14 protein-coding genes are annotated in these 16071 nt (G+C 74.2%); 5 read left to right on the top strand and 9 right to left on the bottom strand.

What is annotated here, in order from left to right; all coding sequences use genetic code 11:
• Window positions 1–69 precede the first annotated feature (69 nt).
• From WDV85_RS04550 to WDV85_RS04540, 3 genes are all read left to right on the top strand, one after another.
• Window positions 70–669 (top strand): TetR/AcrR family transcriptional regulator, encoded by a 600-nt coding sequence (locus WDV85_RS04550; protein WP_339569496.1) that lies wholly within the window; start codon window positions 70–72, stop codon window positions 667–669.
• Between the two features lie 171 nt (window positions 670–840).
• Window positions 841–1854 (top strand): hypothetical protein, encoded by a 1014-nt coding sequence (locus tag WDV85_RS04545; protein WP_339569495.1) that lies wholly within the window; start codon window positions 841–843, stop codon window positions 1852–1854.
• Between the two features lie 44 nt (window positions 1855–1898).
• Entirely contained in the window at window positions 1899–2369 is a 471-nt protein-coding gene (locus WDV85_RS04540) for a hypothetical protein (protein ID WP_339569494.1), read from the top strand.
• A 23-nt stretch (window positions 2370–2392) separates the two neighbouring features.
• On the opposite strand, the gene WDV85_RS04535 is transcribed toward WDV85_RS04540, so the two are convergent.
• The 3 genes from WDV85_RS04535 to WDV85_RS04525 form a co-directional block, all read right to left on the bottom strand.
• A complete protein-coding gene (locus WDV85_RS04535; protein ID WP_339569493.1) occupies window positions 2393–2929 on the bottom strand; it encodes a Uma2 family endonuclease in 537 nt (178 codons plus the stop codon).
• Window positions 2930–2968: 39 nt separating this feature from the next.
• A complete protein-coding gene (locus tag WDV85_RS04530) occupies window positions 2969–3448 on the bottom strand; it encodes a DUF4262 domain-containing protein (RefSeq protein ID WP_339569492.1) in 480 nt (159 codons plus the stop codon).
• 141 nt (window positions 3449–3589) lie between these two features.
• Window positions 3590–4990 (bottom strand): sodium:solute symporter family protein, encoded by a 1401-nt coding sequence (locus tag WDV85_RS04525; protein ID WP_339569491.1) that lies wholly within the window; start codon window positions 4988–4990, stop codon window positions 3590–3592.
• 146 nt (window positions 4991–5136) lie between these two features.
• Between WDV85_RS04525 and WDV85_RS04520 the strand changes: the two genes are divergently transcribed.
• Window positions 5137–6387 carry a metal-dependent hydrolase family protein gene (locus WDV85_RS04520; protein ID WP_339569490.1) on the top strand — a complete coding sequence of 417 codons (1251 nt, stop codon included), beginning with the start codon at window positions 5137–5139 and terminating at the stop codon, window positions 6385–6387.
• Between the two features lie 7 nt (window positions 6388–6394).
• Here WDV85_RS04520 and WDV85_RS04515 read toward each other — a convergent pair whose 3' ends face one another.
• From WDV85_RS04515 to WDV85_RS04490, 6 genes are read right to left on the bottom strand one after another with little or no spacing between them, the layout of a single operon-like run.
• A complete protein-coding gene (locus WDV85_RS04515; protein ID WP_339569489.1) occupies window positions 6395–8017 on the bottom strand; it encodes an alpha-L-arabinofuranosidase C-terminal domain-containing protein in 1623 nt (540 codons plus the stop codon).
• A gap of 47 nt (window positions 8018–8064) precedes the next feature.
• Entirely contained in the window at window positions 8065–8946 is an 882-nt protein-coding gene (locus tag WDV85_RS04510; protein ID WP_339569488.1) for a carbohydrate ABC transporter permease, read from the bottom strand.
• The gene (locus WDV85_RS04505; RefSeq protein WP_339569487.1) at window positions 8943–9911 is read right to left on the bottom strand and encodes a carbohydrate ABC transporter permease; all 969 of its coding nucleotides are present in this window, start codon (window positions 9909–9911) and stop codon (window positions 8943–8945) included. Before WDV85_RS04505 ends, WDV85_RS04510 begins: the two co-directional genes overlap by 4 nt.
• Window positions 9912–9954: 43 nt before the next feature.
• A complete protein-coding gene (locus tag WDV85_RS04500) occupies window positions 9955–11265 on the bottom strand; it encodes an extracellular solute-binding protein (protein ID WP_339569486.1) in 1311 nt (436 codons plus the stop codon).
• On the bottom strand, window positions 11262–12791 hold the full coding sequence (locus tag WDV85_RS04495; protein WP_339569485.1) for a sulfatase-like hydrolase/transferase: 1530 nt from the start codon (window positions 12789–12791) through the stop codon (window positions 11262–11264). The genes WDV85_RS04500 and WDV85_RS04495 overlap by 4 nt, the downstream gene beginning before the upstream one ends.
• Window positions 12792–12795: 4 nt before the next feature.
• The gene (locus tag WDV85_RS04490) at window positions 12796–13965 is read right to left on the bottom strand and encodes an ROK family protein (RefSeq protein WP_339569484.1); all 1170 of its coding nucleotides are present in this window, start codon (window positions 13963–13965) and stop codon (window positions 12796–12798) included.
• 306 nt (window positions 13966–14271) lie between these two features.
• Here WDV85_RS04490 and WDV85_RS04485 point away from each other — a divergent pair, with 306 nt between their 5' ends.
• The gene (locus WDV85_RS04485) at window positions 14272–16053 is read left to right on the top strand and encodes a purine-cytosine permease family protein (RefSeq protein ID WP_339569483.1); all 1782 of its coding nucleotides are present in this window, start codon (window positions 14272–14274) and stop codon (window positions 16051–16053) included.
• Window positions 16054–16071: the final 18 nt, after the last annotated feature.

Raw genomic sequence — 16071 nt, 5'->3', positions numbered from 1 at the left:
CAGAACCCGTCAGCACTGGGTCGACGTCCGCTCACGAGTGGTGCGTCCCGCCGCTGCTAGCGTCCGGGCGTGCCCGAGGACCGCCCCGCGGCGCCCCTCGCCCGCCCCCGCCCGCCGCGCCCGGACGCCGCGGCCACCCGGGCGCGCCTCCTCGCGGCCGCCGCCCGCCAGCTAGCCGGGCCCGGCGGCTCGGGCGGCCTCGCGATGAACGCCCTGGCCCGGGAGGCGGGTGTCGGCGTCGGCACGGTCTACCGCCACTTCCCCACCCAGCAGGTGCTCCTCGAGGCGCTCGGCGTCGACGCCCTCGAGGACCTCGTCGCGGCGGTCGAGCGGGCGACCGGGGACGAGCGCCCGGGCGGGGGCCTGGCCGACCTGCTGCGGCGGGCCCTGCGCGCGCAGCTCACCGACCCGGCGCTCGCCGCCGTCCTCGCCGCACCCACGGCGACGTGCGCGGACACCGCGGCGCTCCTCGACCGGCTCCGCGCCGGGCTCGACGCGGTGCTCGAGCGCGACCGCGCCGCCGGGCTGGTCCGCGAGGACGTCGACGCCGACGACGTGCGACGCCTGCTCTGCGGCCTCGCCCGGGCGGTGGGCGCCGGGCCGGGCCGGGCGTCGCCGTCCGCGCGCTACGTCGACGTCGTGCTGCAGGGGCTGCGGCCGGCGCCCTGAGGGGCGCACGGGGCTCGGCCGCGACGTCGCCCACCTCCGCGCCCTCGCCCGGACCCTCGCGCCACCGACCCGCGGACGGTCGGGGCCCGGCGCGGCGCCGTCCGGCGTCGTCCACAGCCCCCACCGCGGGCACGCGCACGGCCCGTCGGTGTCGCGTGCCAGCATCCGCGGGTGAGCAGCGGCGCGCCGGGCCTCTTCGGGCAGGGGTCCCTCGAGCTGGACCTCGAGGGCCAGCTCGAGCTGAGCCTCGCCGAGGAGCCGTCGGCGGCGTCGAGCGCCGACCAGGCGCGGCAGTCCGTCGACGACCTGGTCCGCGGCGCCCAGCGGTACCGGACGGCGTCCCAGTACGCCGACCTCCTGCGCGCCGTCGGCTCCTCCCGCCACCTGTCGCCCCTCAACGCCGTGCTCGTCGACGTGCAGCGGCCGGGCGCGACGCACGTGCTGACGGCCGCGCGCTGGCGCGAGCGGCACCGGCGGGTCGTCCGCGCCGACGCCCAGCCCCTCGTCGTCCTCGCCCCGCGCGGGCCGGTGACGTTCGTCTTCGACGTCAGCGGCACGGAGCCGCTCGAGGGCGCGCCCCCGCTCCCCCACGAGGTCACCGACCCCGGCGCCGTCGTGGCCGGCGCCGGCGAGCCCGCGCTCACCGCGCGGCTCGACCGCCTCGTCGACAACCTCGTCGGCCTCGGCGTGGGCGTGCGCACCGGGCGCCTCGACTCCCAGCAGGTCGGTTCAGTGCGCGCCGTCACGGGCGGCCGCCCGTTGCGCCGCGAGCGCGTCGCCCGCGGGGGGCGCCAGCAGACGGTCGTCGAGCGGGTGCCGCTGCGCTACGAAGTCGTCCTCGCCGACGGGCTCGAGCCGCGTCGGCGCCTCGTCGCCCTCCTCCACGCGGCCGCGCACGTGCTGTGCGGGCACCTCGGCACGCCCGACCCGCTGTGGTGGCCCGACCGCAGCGGCGTCGAGCACGACGTCGAGGAGTGGGAGGCCGAGTCGGTCGCCCACCTCGTGGCCCGCCGCGCCGACTCCTCCGTCGAGCTGCCCCCCTCCCTGCGGCAGCACCTCGAGGCCGGTCTCCAACCGCCGCTCTTCTCCCTGGAGCGTCTGGCGCGAGCCACCGGCGACCTGGAGGCGTACGGCACCCGGCGCTTCCGGACGGCCGAGCTGGGCCGCGCCCGCCCGACGACGTAGCCCTGGACCACGTAGCGTCGGGCCCCCGACGAGGAGGTGGCCCCGTGTCCCGCGCACCGCTGCTGCTGGTCGCTCTGCCCTCGCTGGCCCTGGTAGGAGCCTGCTCGACAGCACCGCCCACCGCGGAGGAGCTCGTCCCCGTGCTCGCCGAGCCCAGGACGGAGGCGGACGCCCTGCCGCAGATCGAGGGCAGCGACGTCGACGACGGTCTCGTGGCCGCCTCGGCCCGGCGGCTCGGCGCGACGGACCAGGCCGAGTACTGGGTCGCCGTCGACGACGAGGACGGCGTCTGCCTCCCCCAGTCCCTGGCTCCGGGCGGCACGAACGTGACGCGGGCGTGCGGCTCCGTCGTGGACCTCGCCCGGTACGGCACGTGGGTGCGCGGCGCGAACCAGACGGTGTCGGCGACAGGTCTGCTCGCGCCCGAGGGCTTCGACCTCGACGACGCCCTGCGCGACGAGGACTGGGTCCTCATCGCGGACAACCTCGCTGTACCGGCTGACGAGGCCGGCTGACGAGGCCGGCTGGGGCAGTCCCTTCAGGCGAGCAGCGCTCCGACGTCGACGACGAGGCCCGGCCACCCCGGCGCACCGCCACGGTCGGTGACCACCCCGACCTGCCGGTAGGCGCCGTCCTCGAGCAGGTACATCCGCAGGCTCGGCTCCGACGGGTCGAGCACCCAGTACTGCGGCAGCCCCGCGCGCGCGTACTTCGACGTCTTGCGCACCAGGTCGTCCCCGCGGTTCGTCGACAGCACCTCGACGCACAGCAGCGGCGTCCCGGTGAAGCGCACCTGCTCGGCGGTCACCGGGTGGACCATGACGTCCGGCGCCCACTCGTCGGCACCGGGCTTCCAGCCCCAGGCGGTGACGACGGCGTGCCCCCCGGGCAGGTGCTGCTCCAGCAGCCCCGCGAGCCGCCGCGCGGCGTTCTGGTGCTGCCGGCTGGGGAAGGGCGTCACGACGAGGCACCCGTCGACGTACTCACCGCGGGCGTCGTCTCCCAGCGCGGCGTACTGGTCCCAGCTCATCGGCCGCTCCTCGGGGAGCCGACGAGCGGGCGCCTCGGCCGTCATGGGCCGAGGCTAGCCAGCCGGAGGGCCGCCGTCCCCACCTCACGCCCACGGCGACGTGCCGAAGAGCTCCTGCACGCGGCGCGCCTCGCGCCACGGCAGCTCCCACGGCCACAGACCGGCGTGGTCCGGCCAGACCAGCTGCAGCGCCGGCACGAGGCCCGCGTGCCCCGGCGTCGCGAAGACCTCCTGCGCGGTGACGAGCCGCTGCGGGCGGCGCACGCCGACAAGCTTGAACCAGACGTCGAGTCCCAGGTCCACCTCCCCGCCGGCCGCCAGCCGGTGACCCGCGAGCACGCGGTCGGCCACCGCGTGGAGCAGGTGGTCGGCGACGTGGGGCTCGAGCCCGCTGACGACCACCTCGGGGTGCCCGTCCTGGCGCGTGAGACCGATCGTGTAGGCGAAAGCCGGCCCGGTCCCGTCGCCCTCGACCGCCTCGTGCGACCAGCCCTGCTCCTCGATCGCCAGCAGGTGCTGCGCCAGCACCTCCTCGCGCGTCCACCCGTCGCACACCAGGCACATCGCCGGTCTCCCCTCGTCCGCCGTCCCGTGGCCGGGACGCTAGGGACGGCGGCGGGCGGGCTCTGCGTCTCGCGCTGCGGCGGTGGACGACCGCCGCGACGGCCCACCTGTGCGCGCGGACGTGACACGTCGCCGGGCGCCTCAGCGCGCGGCCACCGCCTCGCTGCGCCGCCCGGTCAGCAGGCTGACGACGACGAGGGAGACGACGGAGACGGGCAGCGACACGATGACGGCGTTGACGTCCGAGGACAGCCCCGCGGTCTCCCAGCCGACCGTCGTCACGGTGGCGAGCACCATCGAGGTGAGCGCACCCGCGGCTGTCGCCCGCGGCCAGAAGAGGACGGCGAAGACGGCCGGCGCGATGGCGACCCCGTACACCGTGTAGGCGTACACCTGCAGGGCCAGCACCGAGGGGAAGAACTGCCCGAGGACGTAGGCGAGCACGGCGATGCCGAGCACCGACAGGCGGTGGACGCCGAGGCGGCGCCGGTCCGACGGCTCGGTGCGGGCGAAGCGCGCGTAGAGGTCGTAGACGACGTTGCCCGCGCTCGAGAGCAGGAACGACGAGCCGGTGGTGACGATGAAGGCGAAGGCGCCGGCGAGGATGAGACCGCCGACGACGGCGGGCGTGTAGCCCTCCGCCGCCAGCGACAGCACGGCCGTGTCCGGCTCGATGTCCGGCAGCAGGAAGGACGACGCCGACGCGAGCAGCGCCACCGGCACCGTCACGAGGAAGCTGCCGAAGAAGAAGCCGGCCGTCGAGCTGCGGGCCGTGCCGGCGTCCCGGGCGGCCGCGAGCCGCTGGTACATGTTCTGGTCGGCCAGGATGAGCAGGAAGAGCGGCAGGAAGTAGCCGAGCAGCTGCAGCGGGGTCAGGCCGCCGCTGAGCGTCGTCAGCGGAGCGGCGAGGGAGTCGGCGTACGTGCCGAGGCCCCCGACGTCCTGGACGAAGACGTAGCCCAGGGCGACGAAGAGCGTGACGACGATGACGAGCGCCGACAGGGCGTCCGTCCACGCGACCGACAGCAGCCCGCCGCCGACGGCGAGGAAGGCGATGAGCAGCCCGGTGATGATGGTCGCCTGGCCCGTGCTCAGCGGGGTGATGAGGCTGAGGATGTAGCCGCCACCGGTGAACTGGTAGGCCACGATCCCGACGTAGGCGAGCAGCGTGATGGCGGCCGCGACCATCCGCGTCGGGGTCCCGAAGCGGGCCTCGAGCAGCTCGGGCACCGTGCGCTTGGCCGCGTCGCGGATCTTCCCGGCGATGAGGAACAGCACGAGGATCCCCACCGGGGTGCCCGCGAAGAAGAAGATCGAGGCCAGCGGACCGTAGGTGTAGGCGAAGTTCGCGCCGCCGATGATCGTCCCCGAGCCGACCCAGGTCGCGAGCAGCGTGCCGACGAGCACGGGTCGCGGCAGCCGCCGCCCCGCGAACATGAAGTCGTCCGAACCGGCGACCTGGCTGCGGCGGCTGAACCACAGCCCGATCCCGACCATCACGGCGAGGTAGAGCACGAGCACGGTGACGTGGACGGCGTTCACGGGGGACCTCCGGTCGGCAGGGGCACGCCGGCGGCACCGGAGGGGCCGCCGACGTCGGGGAGGCGCCATGCTGGCAGGGCACGGCCACCCGCGGGGCGCACGGCGACGTCCTCGGCGAGTGGCGGACCGCGACGAGAGGACCCGACGTGACCAGCCCCACCACCGCCCGCACCGCCCTGCTCGTCCGCGGGGGGCGGGTGCTCGACACGGGGACGGGCGCCTACACGGGCGCGTCGCGCGTCCTCGTCGAGGACGGCCGCATCACGGCCGTCGGAGGCGACGAGGTGAGCGCCCCCGAGGGCGCCGAGGTCGTCGACGCCGGGGGCCGCACGGTCATGCCGGGCCTCGTCGACGCCCACGTCCACGTGACGGCGGCGACGGCGGACCTGTCCTCGCAGGCCGAGTGGTCGCCCGCCTACGTCACCGCCCATGCCGGCCGCATCATGGCCGGCATGCTCGCGCGGGGCTTCACGAGCGTCCGCGACGTCGGCGGGGCCGACCACGGGCTCGCCGCCGCCGTCGAGGAGGGGCTGCTGCCCGGTCCGCGCCTCTTCTTCGGCGGGAAGGCGCTGAGCCAGACCGGGGGCCACGGGGACGGGCGCACCCCCGGCCGCTCCGCGCCGCTCGACACCTCCTGCAGCTCGGGGCTGGCACGCGTCGTCGACGGGCCTGACGCCTTCCGCCTGGCCGCCCGCGAGCAGCTGCGCACCGGCGCGCACCACATCAAGATCATGCTGTCGGGCGGGGTCGCCTCGCCGACGGACCGCATCGACTCGACGCAGAGCAGCGACGACGAGATCCGCGCCGTCGTCGAGGAGACGGCGGCGCAGAACCGCTACGTCACGGGCCACGCCTACACGGCGCGGTCGGTCAAGCGGGCGCTGCGCCTCGGCGTCCGGGGCATCGAGCACGGCAACCTCGTCGACGACGAGTGCCTCGAGCTCTTCGTCGAGCACGGGGCCTTCCTCGTCCCGACGCTCGTGACCTACCAGCACCTCGCCAGCGAGGGCGCCGAGCACGGCCTGCCGCCGGCGAGCGTCGCCAAGGTCGCCACCGTGCTCGAGGCCGGCCTCGACGCCCTCGACCGCGCCACGCGCGCCGGCGTCGACGTCGTCCTCGGCACCGACCTGCTCGGCGGGATGCACCCGCACCAGAGCGAGGAGATCGCCATCCGCGCGCAGGTGCAGACACCGGCGCAGGTGCTCGCGTCGGCGACGACGACGGCGGCGCGCCTCCTGCAGCGCGAGGGGGAGATCGGCGTCCTCGCGCCCGGCGCGCTCGGCGACCTGCTAATCGTCGAGGGCGACCCGCTCGACGACGTCACGGTGCTGGCCCGCCCCGCCGAGAGCGTGCGGGTCGTCGTCAAGGACGGGCGCGTGGTGCACAGGGCGGCTTGATGCGGCGTCAGCCGCGCAAGCCCGCCCTAACCTCGACGTCGAGCACCGTCACCGAGTGCGCCGGGAAGGTGTGCTCGCCGTCGCGCAGCGAGACCTCCGCCGGAGCGGCCGTGCGCACGGCGTCGGGCCGCTCGAACGAGTTGGCGGCGAAGAGGTCGGTACCGCCCGCCCCCAGCACGTGCGCGACGGCCGTGGCCGGCAGGCCGCCGCCCTCGAGCTGCAGGCGGGAGGTGATGTCCTCGTCCGCGCTGCGGTTGACGACGGCGAGGTGCAGGACCCGACCGTCCTCGTCCGTCGTCGCGGAGACGTCGAGAGCCCCCACGGTCACCGGCCGCGTGCGGAAGCCGTCACCGCGGCGGTCGTCGCCCATGCGCAGGTCGGTCGTCCACGAGGGGCCGGCGACCGATGCCGCGAGCGGGTACCGACCGGTGCGGTTCTGGTACAGGTCCCACACCCAGTACGTCGCCGCGCGGACCAGGCCCCCGGGGCGCACGGCCAGCAGGCCGTTGGCGTTGACGAGGTTCACGGTGTTCGCCATGGCCACGGGCACGGGCAGCTGCGACGCGCGGTGCACGGCGTGGAAGACACCGGCGTAGAAGAGGGCGTCGGCGAGGGTCCGCGGGCTGTAGCGGTTCACCCTCCACCCCTCACCCCCGGCGCCGGAGGTGGCGCGGGGGGCGACACCGCCGTCCTCCCCCGGCTGCGGCTCCGGCCAGCCCGCCGGCTCGAGGTGGCGGATGTTCCACTCGTCCATCGCGATGCCGAGCGGGCGGTCGCGCCCCTGCTGCGCCTGGCGGATGGTCTCCGCCTGGTCGCGGATGGCGTCCTCGAAGAACTGCGGCTGGGCGACGACGGCGCCGAACTCCGCACGCGTGCTGCCGGTCAGGTGCCGGCTCGCGCCGTACAGGTGCAGCGACACGAGGTCCACGTCCTCCCCCAGGCCCTCGACGACACGGCGGGTCCACTCGCGGTCCTCGTGCCCGACGGCGACGAAGCGGGCGGAGGGGTCGACGGCGCGCATGAACCTCACGTGCTCGAGCGCGTCGGCGACGTACTGCTCGACGGGGCGGTGACCCATCTGCCAGTCGCCGTAGACCTCGTTGCCGACGCCCCACCACGGGACCGAGTACGGCTCGGGATGGCCGTCGGCCGCTCGCCGCCGCGTCATCTCCGTGTCACCCGCCCAGCTGACGTACTCGACCCAGCGCACCGCGTCGTCGACGCTCCGCGCGGAGTGGGCGAGGTACGGCACCGTGCCGACGGCCTCGCACCAGGCCAGGAACTCGGGCGTGCCGAAGCGGTTGGACTCCTCCGACCCCCACGCCAGCTCCAGGCGACGGGGCCTGTCGTCGCGCGGGCCCGTGCCGTCCTGCCACCAGGCCGCGGAGGTGTAGTTGCCGCCGGGCCAGCGGACGACGGGCAGCCCCAGCTCACGGCACGCCTCGATGACGTCGGCGCGGCAGCCGGCGAGGAGCCCTCCACCACCCACCGCCAGCGGTGATCCCTCGTCGAAGACCCCGCCCTCGACGTTGCCGAAGAAGGCCTGCTCGAGGAAGTGGCCGTAGACGTCGTCACTGATGGGGACGGCGTCAGGGGTGCGGGTGAGACGGATCAGGGCGTGCTCGGGCACGGGTCCTCCGGGTCGTGGTCGGGTGCCGGCTCGCGCCGACGGAGCGGTCAGCCCTTGACGCCGCCCTGCGCGACGCCCTCGATGATGAAGCGCTGGGCGAGCACGTAGAGCGCGAGTACGGGCACCGAGGCGATGACGGCCCCGGCCATGAGCAGGTCGTAGCGCAGGACGTTGTCGCTCTGGAGCTGGGCGAGCCCCGCGGGGAGCGTCTGCATGTCCGAGGTGAAGAGGACGAAGACGGGCCACAGGAAGTCGTTCCAGCTCGTGAGGAAGGACAGGACGGCGAGCGTCGCGATCGCCGGCCCGGCCAGCGGGACGACGACGCGCCGGAACACCTGCCACTGGTCGCACCCGTCGAGGCGCGCCTGCTCCTCGATCGAGACGGGGACGCCGAGGAAGAACTGGCGGAGGAAGAAGACGCCGAAGCCCGTCGCGGCGCCCGGCACGACGAGCGACGCGTAGCTGTTGAGCCAGCCGAGCTCGTTGACCACGAGGAAGTTCGGGATGAGGAGGATGACGGCGGGCACGAACATCGTGGCCAGCACGAGGGCGAAGAGCAGGCGCTTGCCCCGGAACTCCATGCGCGCGAAGGCGTACGCCGACGTGGTCGCGAGCACGACGACGAGGGCCGCGTGCAGCAGCGCCACCAGCGTGCTGTTGATGAACCAGCGCAGCACCGGGACGTCGGTGAGGACCGAGCGGTAGGCGTCCAGGCTCGGCTCCAGCGGCAGGGCCGTGAAGTCCAGGCTGTTCGCCTCGGCCGCCGACTTGAAGGACGTGGACAGCATGACGAGCAGCGGCAGCGCGAAGACGAGGCTCAGCACCACGAGCGCCGCCCACAGCAGGAGCCGGTCGGGCCGTACCCGACCGAGGCGGGAGGCCGGGCGGGGCGAGGCCTCCGGCCGCCCCCCCGAGGTCGTCGCGGTCATCGGTCGCTCCCCCCGACGCGGCTGAAGGCGGCGAGGACGAGGCCGCTCACCACCATGAGCAGCACCGCGAGGACCATGCTCATCGCCGACGCGCTGCCGATGTCGAACCCCTCGATGCCCGTCTGGGCGATGAAGCCGATGGCCGTCCGGGTCGCCGTCCCCGGCTGCTCCTGGGTGACGAGAGCCGCCTGCCCGTACATGTTGGCCGACGCGATGATCGTGATGGTGACCACGAACTGGAGCACCCGGCGCATGGACGGGAGCGTCACCGCGCCGAAGCGGCGCCAGGCGCCGGCGCCGTCGACCTTGGCCGCCTCGTGCAGCTCCGCCGGCACGTCCTGCAGCGCCGCGAGGAAGATGACGGCGTTGAAGCCGAGCGTCCACCAGACGGTCACGCCCACGAGCGAGACCCACCCGGCCGGCAGCGACGACGTCCAGAGGGTGTCTCCGGGCAGTCCCACCGCGGCGAGGAGCTGGTTGACCGGGCCGAGCTGGGCGTCGAGCAGGTACCGCCACAGCAGACCGATGACGGCCACGCCCAGCACGTAGGGCGCGAAGTACACGGCCCGGAAGAAGGTCCTCCCCCGGAACTTCTGGTTGAGCAGCATCGCCACGGCGAACGGGACGACGACGAGCAGCGGCACGCTGAGGAGGGTGAAGAGCCCCGTGGCCCGCATGCCGCTCCAGAACTCGACGGAGACGACCTCGCTGCCGTCGAGGAGCCGACCGTAGTTCTCGAGCCCGACGAAAGGCCGCCCCGGCAGTCCGAGGCTCCAGCGGTGCAGGCTCGCCCAGGCGCCGACGGCGATGGGCACGAGCACGAACGTCGTGAAGACGAGGAAGAAGGGGACGAGGAAGAGGTAGGGCGTGAGGCGCCGGCCGTGCCGGCGCGCGGGGTCGCGTGCGACCTCGGCGCTGCTGGCCTCGACGCTCGGTGGTGGGGCCCCGACGGACGTCGTCGTCACGGGTGCTCCTCTCAGAGCGGGCTGTGGGCGGGGGCTGGGTGGGTCAGAGGCCGTAGAGGCGGTTGAGGTCGTCCAGCTGGCTCTGGGCTGTCCGCTGGGCGAACTCGGCGGCGGCGGCGGGAGCGGCCTGGCCGAGCACCACCTGGCTGACGGCTCGCTGGTAGGTGTCCGTGGCGATGTCCCGCGAGCTCGGGACCAGCGGCAGGTAGGTGTAGGTCTCGAGCACGTCGTCCTGCGCGAGCACCGCCTGCCGCGAGTCCTGGAAGGACGCCGCGTCCCGTGCCGCGGCGGACGCCGGCGTGAGGCCCCCCTCGGCCCACAGGTCGGAGTTCCGCGACATCCAGCTGACGAAGGTCAGCGCGGCGTGCGCCGTCCGGTCGTCCGCCTGCGACTGGTCGGTCAGCACGAAGTGGTGGGAGTTGGCGAAGGTGGCCGGCCGGTCGCCCACCGTCATGAGCGGGGCCACGCCCCACTCCAGGCCCGGCGCCGTCGTCTGGAGGTCCGGGATCGCGGCGGGCAGGTCCAGGAGCAGGGACGCCGAGCCGTTCTTGAAGGGCGCGCGGGCGTCGACCGCCCCTTGCGGGCTCACCCCGTCCTCGACGAGCCCCCGCATCCAGGCGAGCGCCTCGACGCCGGCGTCGGAACCGAAGGTCGCGCGCGTCCCCTCCTCGTCGAAGAGCGAGCCGCCGAACTGGGCGAGCAGGCTCACGAAGAGCTGCCAGCTCGCGGGCGTCACCCACAGCGGGTGCTCGACCCCGGAGTCCTGCAGGGCCGTGGTGGTCTCACGGAAGCGGGCGCCGTCCACGGGCCCCTCGACGCCGGCGGCCTCGAGGGCCGGCCGGCTCCAGTAGTGGGCCATGCAGAATACGTCCAGGGGGAGGCCCCAGCGCTGACCGCGGTAGACCGCCTGCTCGAAAGCGCCGGGGACGTAGTCGTCAGCGCTCAGCCCCGCGGCGTCGACGGCCTCGTCGAGCGGGACGATGGTCCCTCGCAGCGCGTAGGTCGGCAGCTGGTCGAGGTGCATGATCGCGACCTGCGGCCCCTCCTGCGCGGCTACCGCCGGCAGCACCTTCGCGTACATGTCGTTCGCCAGGAGCGACGTCATGCGCACGTCCACCGAGGGGTGGGCCTCGTTGAAGCGCTCGACCAGCCGCGCCATCGTCGGCCCGTCCCCACCGGTGAAGGGGTTCCAGAAGTCCAGCTGCACCGGCGGCCCGTCGTAGGCACCGGACGTCGCCAGCGCAGGTGGGCGCACGCCCGCGGAGTCGATCGACGCGCCGCAGGACGCCAGGGCCGCGGTCCCGGCCGCGGTGCCCGCCAGGCCGAGGAAGCCCCGCCGCGACAGGGGGCTCACGCCGGGGCCCCGGACTGCTGGGCCGTGCGCTGGGTCCCGCCCTCGAAGGCGCTGAGGGAGGTGTCGAAGTCCTTGTCCCCCACCGGGTACATCGAGGACATCCAGTGGAAGAACTTGTCACCCCGCTCGCGCAGCTGCTCGTACAGCCGGCGGAGCAGGTCGTCCCGGACGGACGCCATCTCGGGGTGCCGGTAGCGGTTGTGCAGCTCGTCGGGGTCGGCCTGCAGGTCGTACAGCTCGTTGACGGACTCGGGGTTGACGACGAGCTTGTAGCGCTCCGTGACGAGCATCCGCTGCGGGTAGGGGAAGTGGTGCCCGTGGAACTCGGCCACGTAGTCCTCGCGCCACGGCGGGTCAAGGCGCGATCCGTCCGCGCCCTCGACGAGGGGGCGGAGCGAGCGCCCGTCGACGGCGCGCGAGGGGTCCAGGCCGGCGACGTCGAGGACGGTCGCGGTCAGGTCCGTCAACGAGGCGAAGCGGCTGCTCCGCAGGCCCGCGGGAGCGCCGGGGACCTTGAGGAGGCCCGGGATGCAGTAGATGTCCTCGTACATCGCCGGACCCTTGTCATGGAGGCGGTGGGCCCCGGTGAACTCGCCGTGGTCGGCCGAGAAGGCGACGACGGCGTCCTCGAGCACGCCGAGCTCGCGTGCGGCGTCGAGGACGCGACCGATCTCGTGGTCGACGAGCGTGACGTACCCGCGGTAGGCCGCCACCAGCTGCCGGGAGACCTCCTCGCCGAGGGTGTCGAACGTCCAGTGCGCCGAGTACGCCGCCTGCACCGGTGGCTTGTCGGCGAAGGTCTCCGCGGTCGACGCGGGGAGGACGACGTCGTCCGGGTCGTGCAGGTCGTAGTACTCCGCCGGGAGGATGTAGGGCAGGTGGGGCCCGAAGAAGTGGGTGGCGAGGTAGAAGGGCTGCCCGTGCTCGTGGCGGTCAGCGGCGTAGCGGCGCAGGAGCCCGATGGCGCGCTCGGACAGGAAGCGCTCGAAGGTCGCCTCGACGGGCTGCTGCAGCCGTGCCGCGAGCAGGTTGCCGGGCGCCCCGTTGGGGAAGGTGCCGCGCACCTCGTCGGTGATGGCGTAGGGCGGGAGGTCGTTCTCCTCCAGCCAGGTCGTGTACTCGGGGTTGTCGACGGGGTTGTGCCAGCCCTCGAGGTCCGGCCCGTCGAACCCGAAGTCGGCGGCGGTGCGGCGGGTCCCCGTGTGCCACTTGCCGACGAGGCCGAGGTGGTAGCCGGCGTCCCGGAGGTCCTCGGCGAAGGTGTACTGGTCGTCGGCGAGGTCCTCCCGGTACCCGACGTTGCGCTCGTGGTTGGCCAGCAGCTGGTGGCGGAAGGGCGCCGCGCCCGTCAGCAGGCTCGCCCGCGCCGGGGTGCAGATGGCGGTGGGCGTGTAGAAGCGGTCGAAGGTCGTGCCCTCCGCGGCCAGCGCGTCGAGGTTGGGCGTCCGCGCGCCGGGACCGCCGTAGGCGCCGAGGGTGTCCTTGCGGTGCTGGTCGGTGAGGAAGAGCAGGACGTCGCGTCGCACGGGGTCAGCTCCGGGAGGTGGTGGGGACGGGGAGGGCCGCGCGGGGCGCTTCGTCGGCACGTGCCGCCGCGCCGGCCGAGCGGCCCTCGCCGGCTGGAGGGGCCAGCAGCTCGACCGTGGGGTCGTGCAGGAGGAGCGCCACTCCGCCGAGCGCACCGCCCACTTCGCCGAGCTCGGCCGGGCGGACGGAGACGGCCTCGACGCTGGAGGCGAGCACGTGCCGGGCGAGCTCCTTGCGCAGGGGGCCGAGGAGGTGCTCCCCCACGTCGGCGACCTCGCCCCCGACGACGACGAGGGGCACGTCCATGACCGTCACCGCGCCGGCGAGCGCCACGGCGGTGCGGGTCGCGGCGCGGCGCAGCGCCTCCCGAGCCGTCGGGTCACCGCTGTCGAGGGCGCGGCGGAGCGCCCCGACGTCCGCGCAGCCGGCCTCCGCGAGGACCACGGGCAGTCCCACGAGCGCCTCCAGGCAGCCGCGCCCTCCGCACCGGCAGACCGGGCCCTCGGGATCCAGGCAGACGTGGCCGAGCTCACCGGCCGAACCGGTGGGACCGGAGCGCACACGCCCGTCGAGGACGACGGCGCCGCCGACGCCCGCGGACAGCCGGACGTAGAGGGCGTCGCACGCACCGCGCGCCGCACCCCAGACCACCTCGGCGAGCCCCGCCAGGCGCGCGTTGTTGCCGGCCCGCCCCGGGACGCCGTACCGGTCGGCGAGGGCCTGGCGCACCTCCTCGCCGAGGCGGGCAGCCGCCGGGGTGCTGCCCGTGACGCCCACACCCACGCCCCGCAGCGCCGCGGGGCGGCCGGAGCTCGCGAGCAGCTCGTCCGCGAGGGGCACCGCGACCCGTAGACGGTCGCCCCACGGGCTGCCGGCCGGGTAGTCACGGGCGCCGGACGCCACGACGTCGTGCGCCGCGTCGACGACGACGGCGCGCACACGCGTGTGCCCGAGGTCGACACCGAGCAGCAGCCCGGACGAGGGGTCGAGGGCGAGGCTCTCCGGCGTCCGGCCGACGCGCGGCTCGTCGCCGTCGGGCGTGGGCACGACGACGGCTGCGCCGCGCTCGAGCAGGTCCGCGACGACCGCGGAGATCGTCGCCCTGGACAGCCCGGTAGCCGCGCTCAGCGCGGTCCGGCTGGCGCGCCCGCTGAGGCGGAGGTGGTCGAGCACCAGCGACTCCGAGGAGGGACGCGAAGCGCTGCGGTGACGATCGGTGCGGCTGTGCACCTCGCGGACGCTAGGGACGTGCCGAGAAGTCGGTCAACGACCGACGGCACTTCTGCACAGCCGTACGCGGAAGTCGTCAGAACACGCTGTCGACGTCGGTGCGAGCGGTCCCGGTCGCCGGCCGACCACCTCCTGTTGACAGCACCCCCTCACCGGACGACCGTGCGCTGCTGGGGGACTCATCCCTTTCGCGCGACTCACACAGGTGCCGCGGCGCGGCGGCCCGGACCGACGGCGACGGGGGACGACATGTCAGCGACGACCAGCGAGGTCGGCCAGCGGGTGCGGCGCATGGACGCCGAGCAGCTGCCGGCCGGCAAGCACGAGCTCCACGGGCCGGGGCACTTCGCCGGCCTCTACTCGGCGGAGAACATCGCGGGGACGGAGTTCGTCTTCGGGGCGACCTTCGTCATCCTCGGCGCGTCCTTCGTCGACGTCCTCATCGGCCTGGCCGTCGGCAACGCGCTCGCCGTCCTGAGCTTCCGCTTCCTCACCACGCCCATCGCGGTGCAGACGCGGATGAGCGTCTACACGTACCTGAGCCGTATCGCGGGTGGCGTGACGACGAAGCTCTTCAACGGCGTCAACGCGCTCGTCTTCGCCATCATCTCGGCGGCCATGATAACCGTGTCGGCGACGGCGTTCCGCATCGTCCTGGACTTCCCGGCGCAGGAGCAGGCGTACCCGACGAGCGTCGGCTTCATCGTGCTCGCCGTCGTCTTCGGCTCGGTCGCGGTGCTCGTGGCCGCCTTCGGCTTCAACGCCCTGGCGGAGTTCGCCAGCACCTGCGGCCCCTGGCTCGTCGTCATGTTCGCCACCGGGGGCATGGCGCTCATCCCGGCGGTCACCGAGGAGGTCACCGGCTCCACCGTCCTCGGGGGCTGGGGCGACTTCATCACGGTCGGCGAGAGCTCGATCTTCACCGGCCAGACCCCCGACGGCGCCGCCGGCATCAGCCTGCTGGGGATCATCGGCTACAGCTGGGCGGCCAACTCCTTCGCGCACACCGGCCTCGTCGACATGTCCCTCCTGCGGTACGCGAAGAAGAGCTCCTACGGCTACACGTCGGCCACCGGCATGTTCCTCGGCCACTACATGGCGTGGGTCGCCGCGGGCTTCATGGGCGCCGCGGCCGCGGCCATCGTCCAGACGAGCATCACCGTCATCGAGCCCGGCCAGGTGGCCTTCCAGGCGCTCGGCTACGCCGGTCTCGCTGTCGTCGTCGTGGGCGGCTGGACGACGGCGAACGCCAACCTCTACCGCGCCGGCCTCGCCGGCCAGGGCGTCTTCCCGCGCTTCAGCCGCAAGAAGATGACGCTCATCATCGGCGTCGTCGTCCTCGTCGCGAGCGTCTTCCCGTTCGTCTACCGGGGATACCTCAACCTCGTGACGTACGCGGGCATCACGATCGTCCCGGTCGGCGGCATCCTCTTCGCCGAGCACTACCTGCTGCGCCGCTTCGGCATGACGCGCTACTGGGCGCGCTACAAGGGCGTCACCAACGCGCCCGCGCTGCTCGCCTGGGGCATCACGCTCGGGCTGGCGGCGGCGGCCGTGGCGACCGGCGTCATGCCCGTCTACTTCGCCTTCGTGCCGGCGTTCCTGCTCAGCATGGTGCTCTACGTGCTCTTCGCCCGGGCGATGGGCGCGGCGCAGCGCTACCCCGAGGGCGAGGAGGAGGACCGGGTCCTCGCCGAGGAGGTCGAGGCGCTCCACGCCGAGCAGGCCGAGGCCGCCCCGACCGACGTCGACACGACCGACCGCCGCCCCCTGACCCGCGCGCTGCTCGTCGTCTGGCTCGTCGACCTCGCGGTCATCGTCGTCATGGGTCTCGTCGTCCTCTTCGCGAGCCCGGACGTCGACACCTACGAGGCCAACCGCACCGCCTTCTGGTGGGTCGCGGCCGTCGGCACGGTCGTCTACTTCGTGGCGGCCTACTCCCGGCTGCGGTTGCGCAAGGCGCACGCCACGCGGGTGCTCGCCGAGCACGGCGTCGAGGACCCGGCGGGGCACGCCGCGCAGGCGGCCTGAGGAGACGCACGGGAGGCT

Origin of the sequence: Pseudokineococcus sp. 5B2Z-1 (assembly GCF_037482305.1) — a bacterium.
Lineage (GTDB): Bacteria > Actinomycetota > Actinomycetes > Actinomycetales > Quadrisphaeraceae > Pseudokineococcus.
This window is presented reverse-complemented; position numbering and strand designations above follow the sequence as displayed.

Coding starts and splice junctions, on each gene's coding strand:
- WDV85_RS04530 (WP_339569492.1), bottom strand. CDS start 3,448: ATGTGCCTGGTGTGCGACGGGTGGACGCGCGAGGAGGTGCTGGCGCAG.
- WDV85_RS04485 (WP_339569483.1), top strand. CDS start 14,272: ATGTCAGCGACGACCAGCGAGGTCGGCCAGCGGGTGCGGCGCATGGAC.
- WDV85_RS04535 (WP_339569493.1), bottom strand. CDS start 2,929: ATGACGGCCGAGGCGCCCGCTCGTCGGCTCCCCGAGGAGCGGCCGATG.
- WDV85_RS04510 (WP_339569488.1), bottom strand. CDS start 8,946: ATGACCGCGACGACCTCGGGGGGGCGGCCGGAGGCCTCGCCCCGCCCG.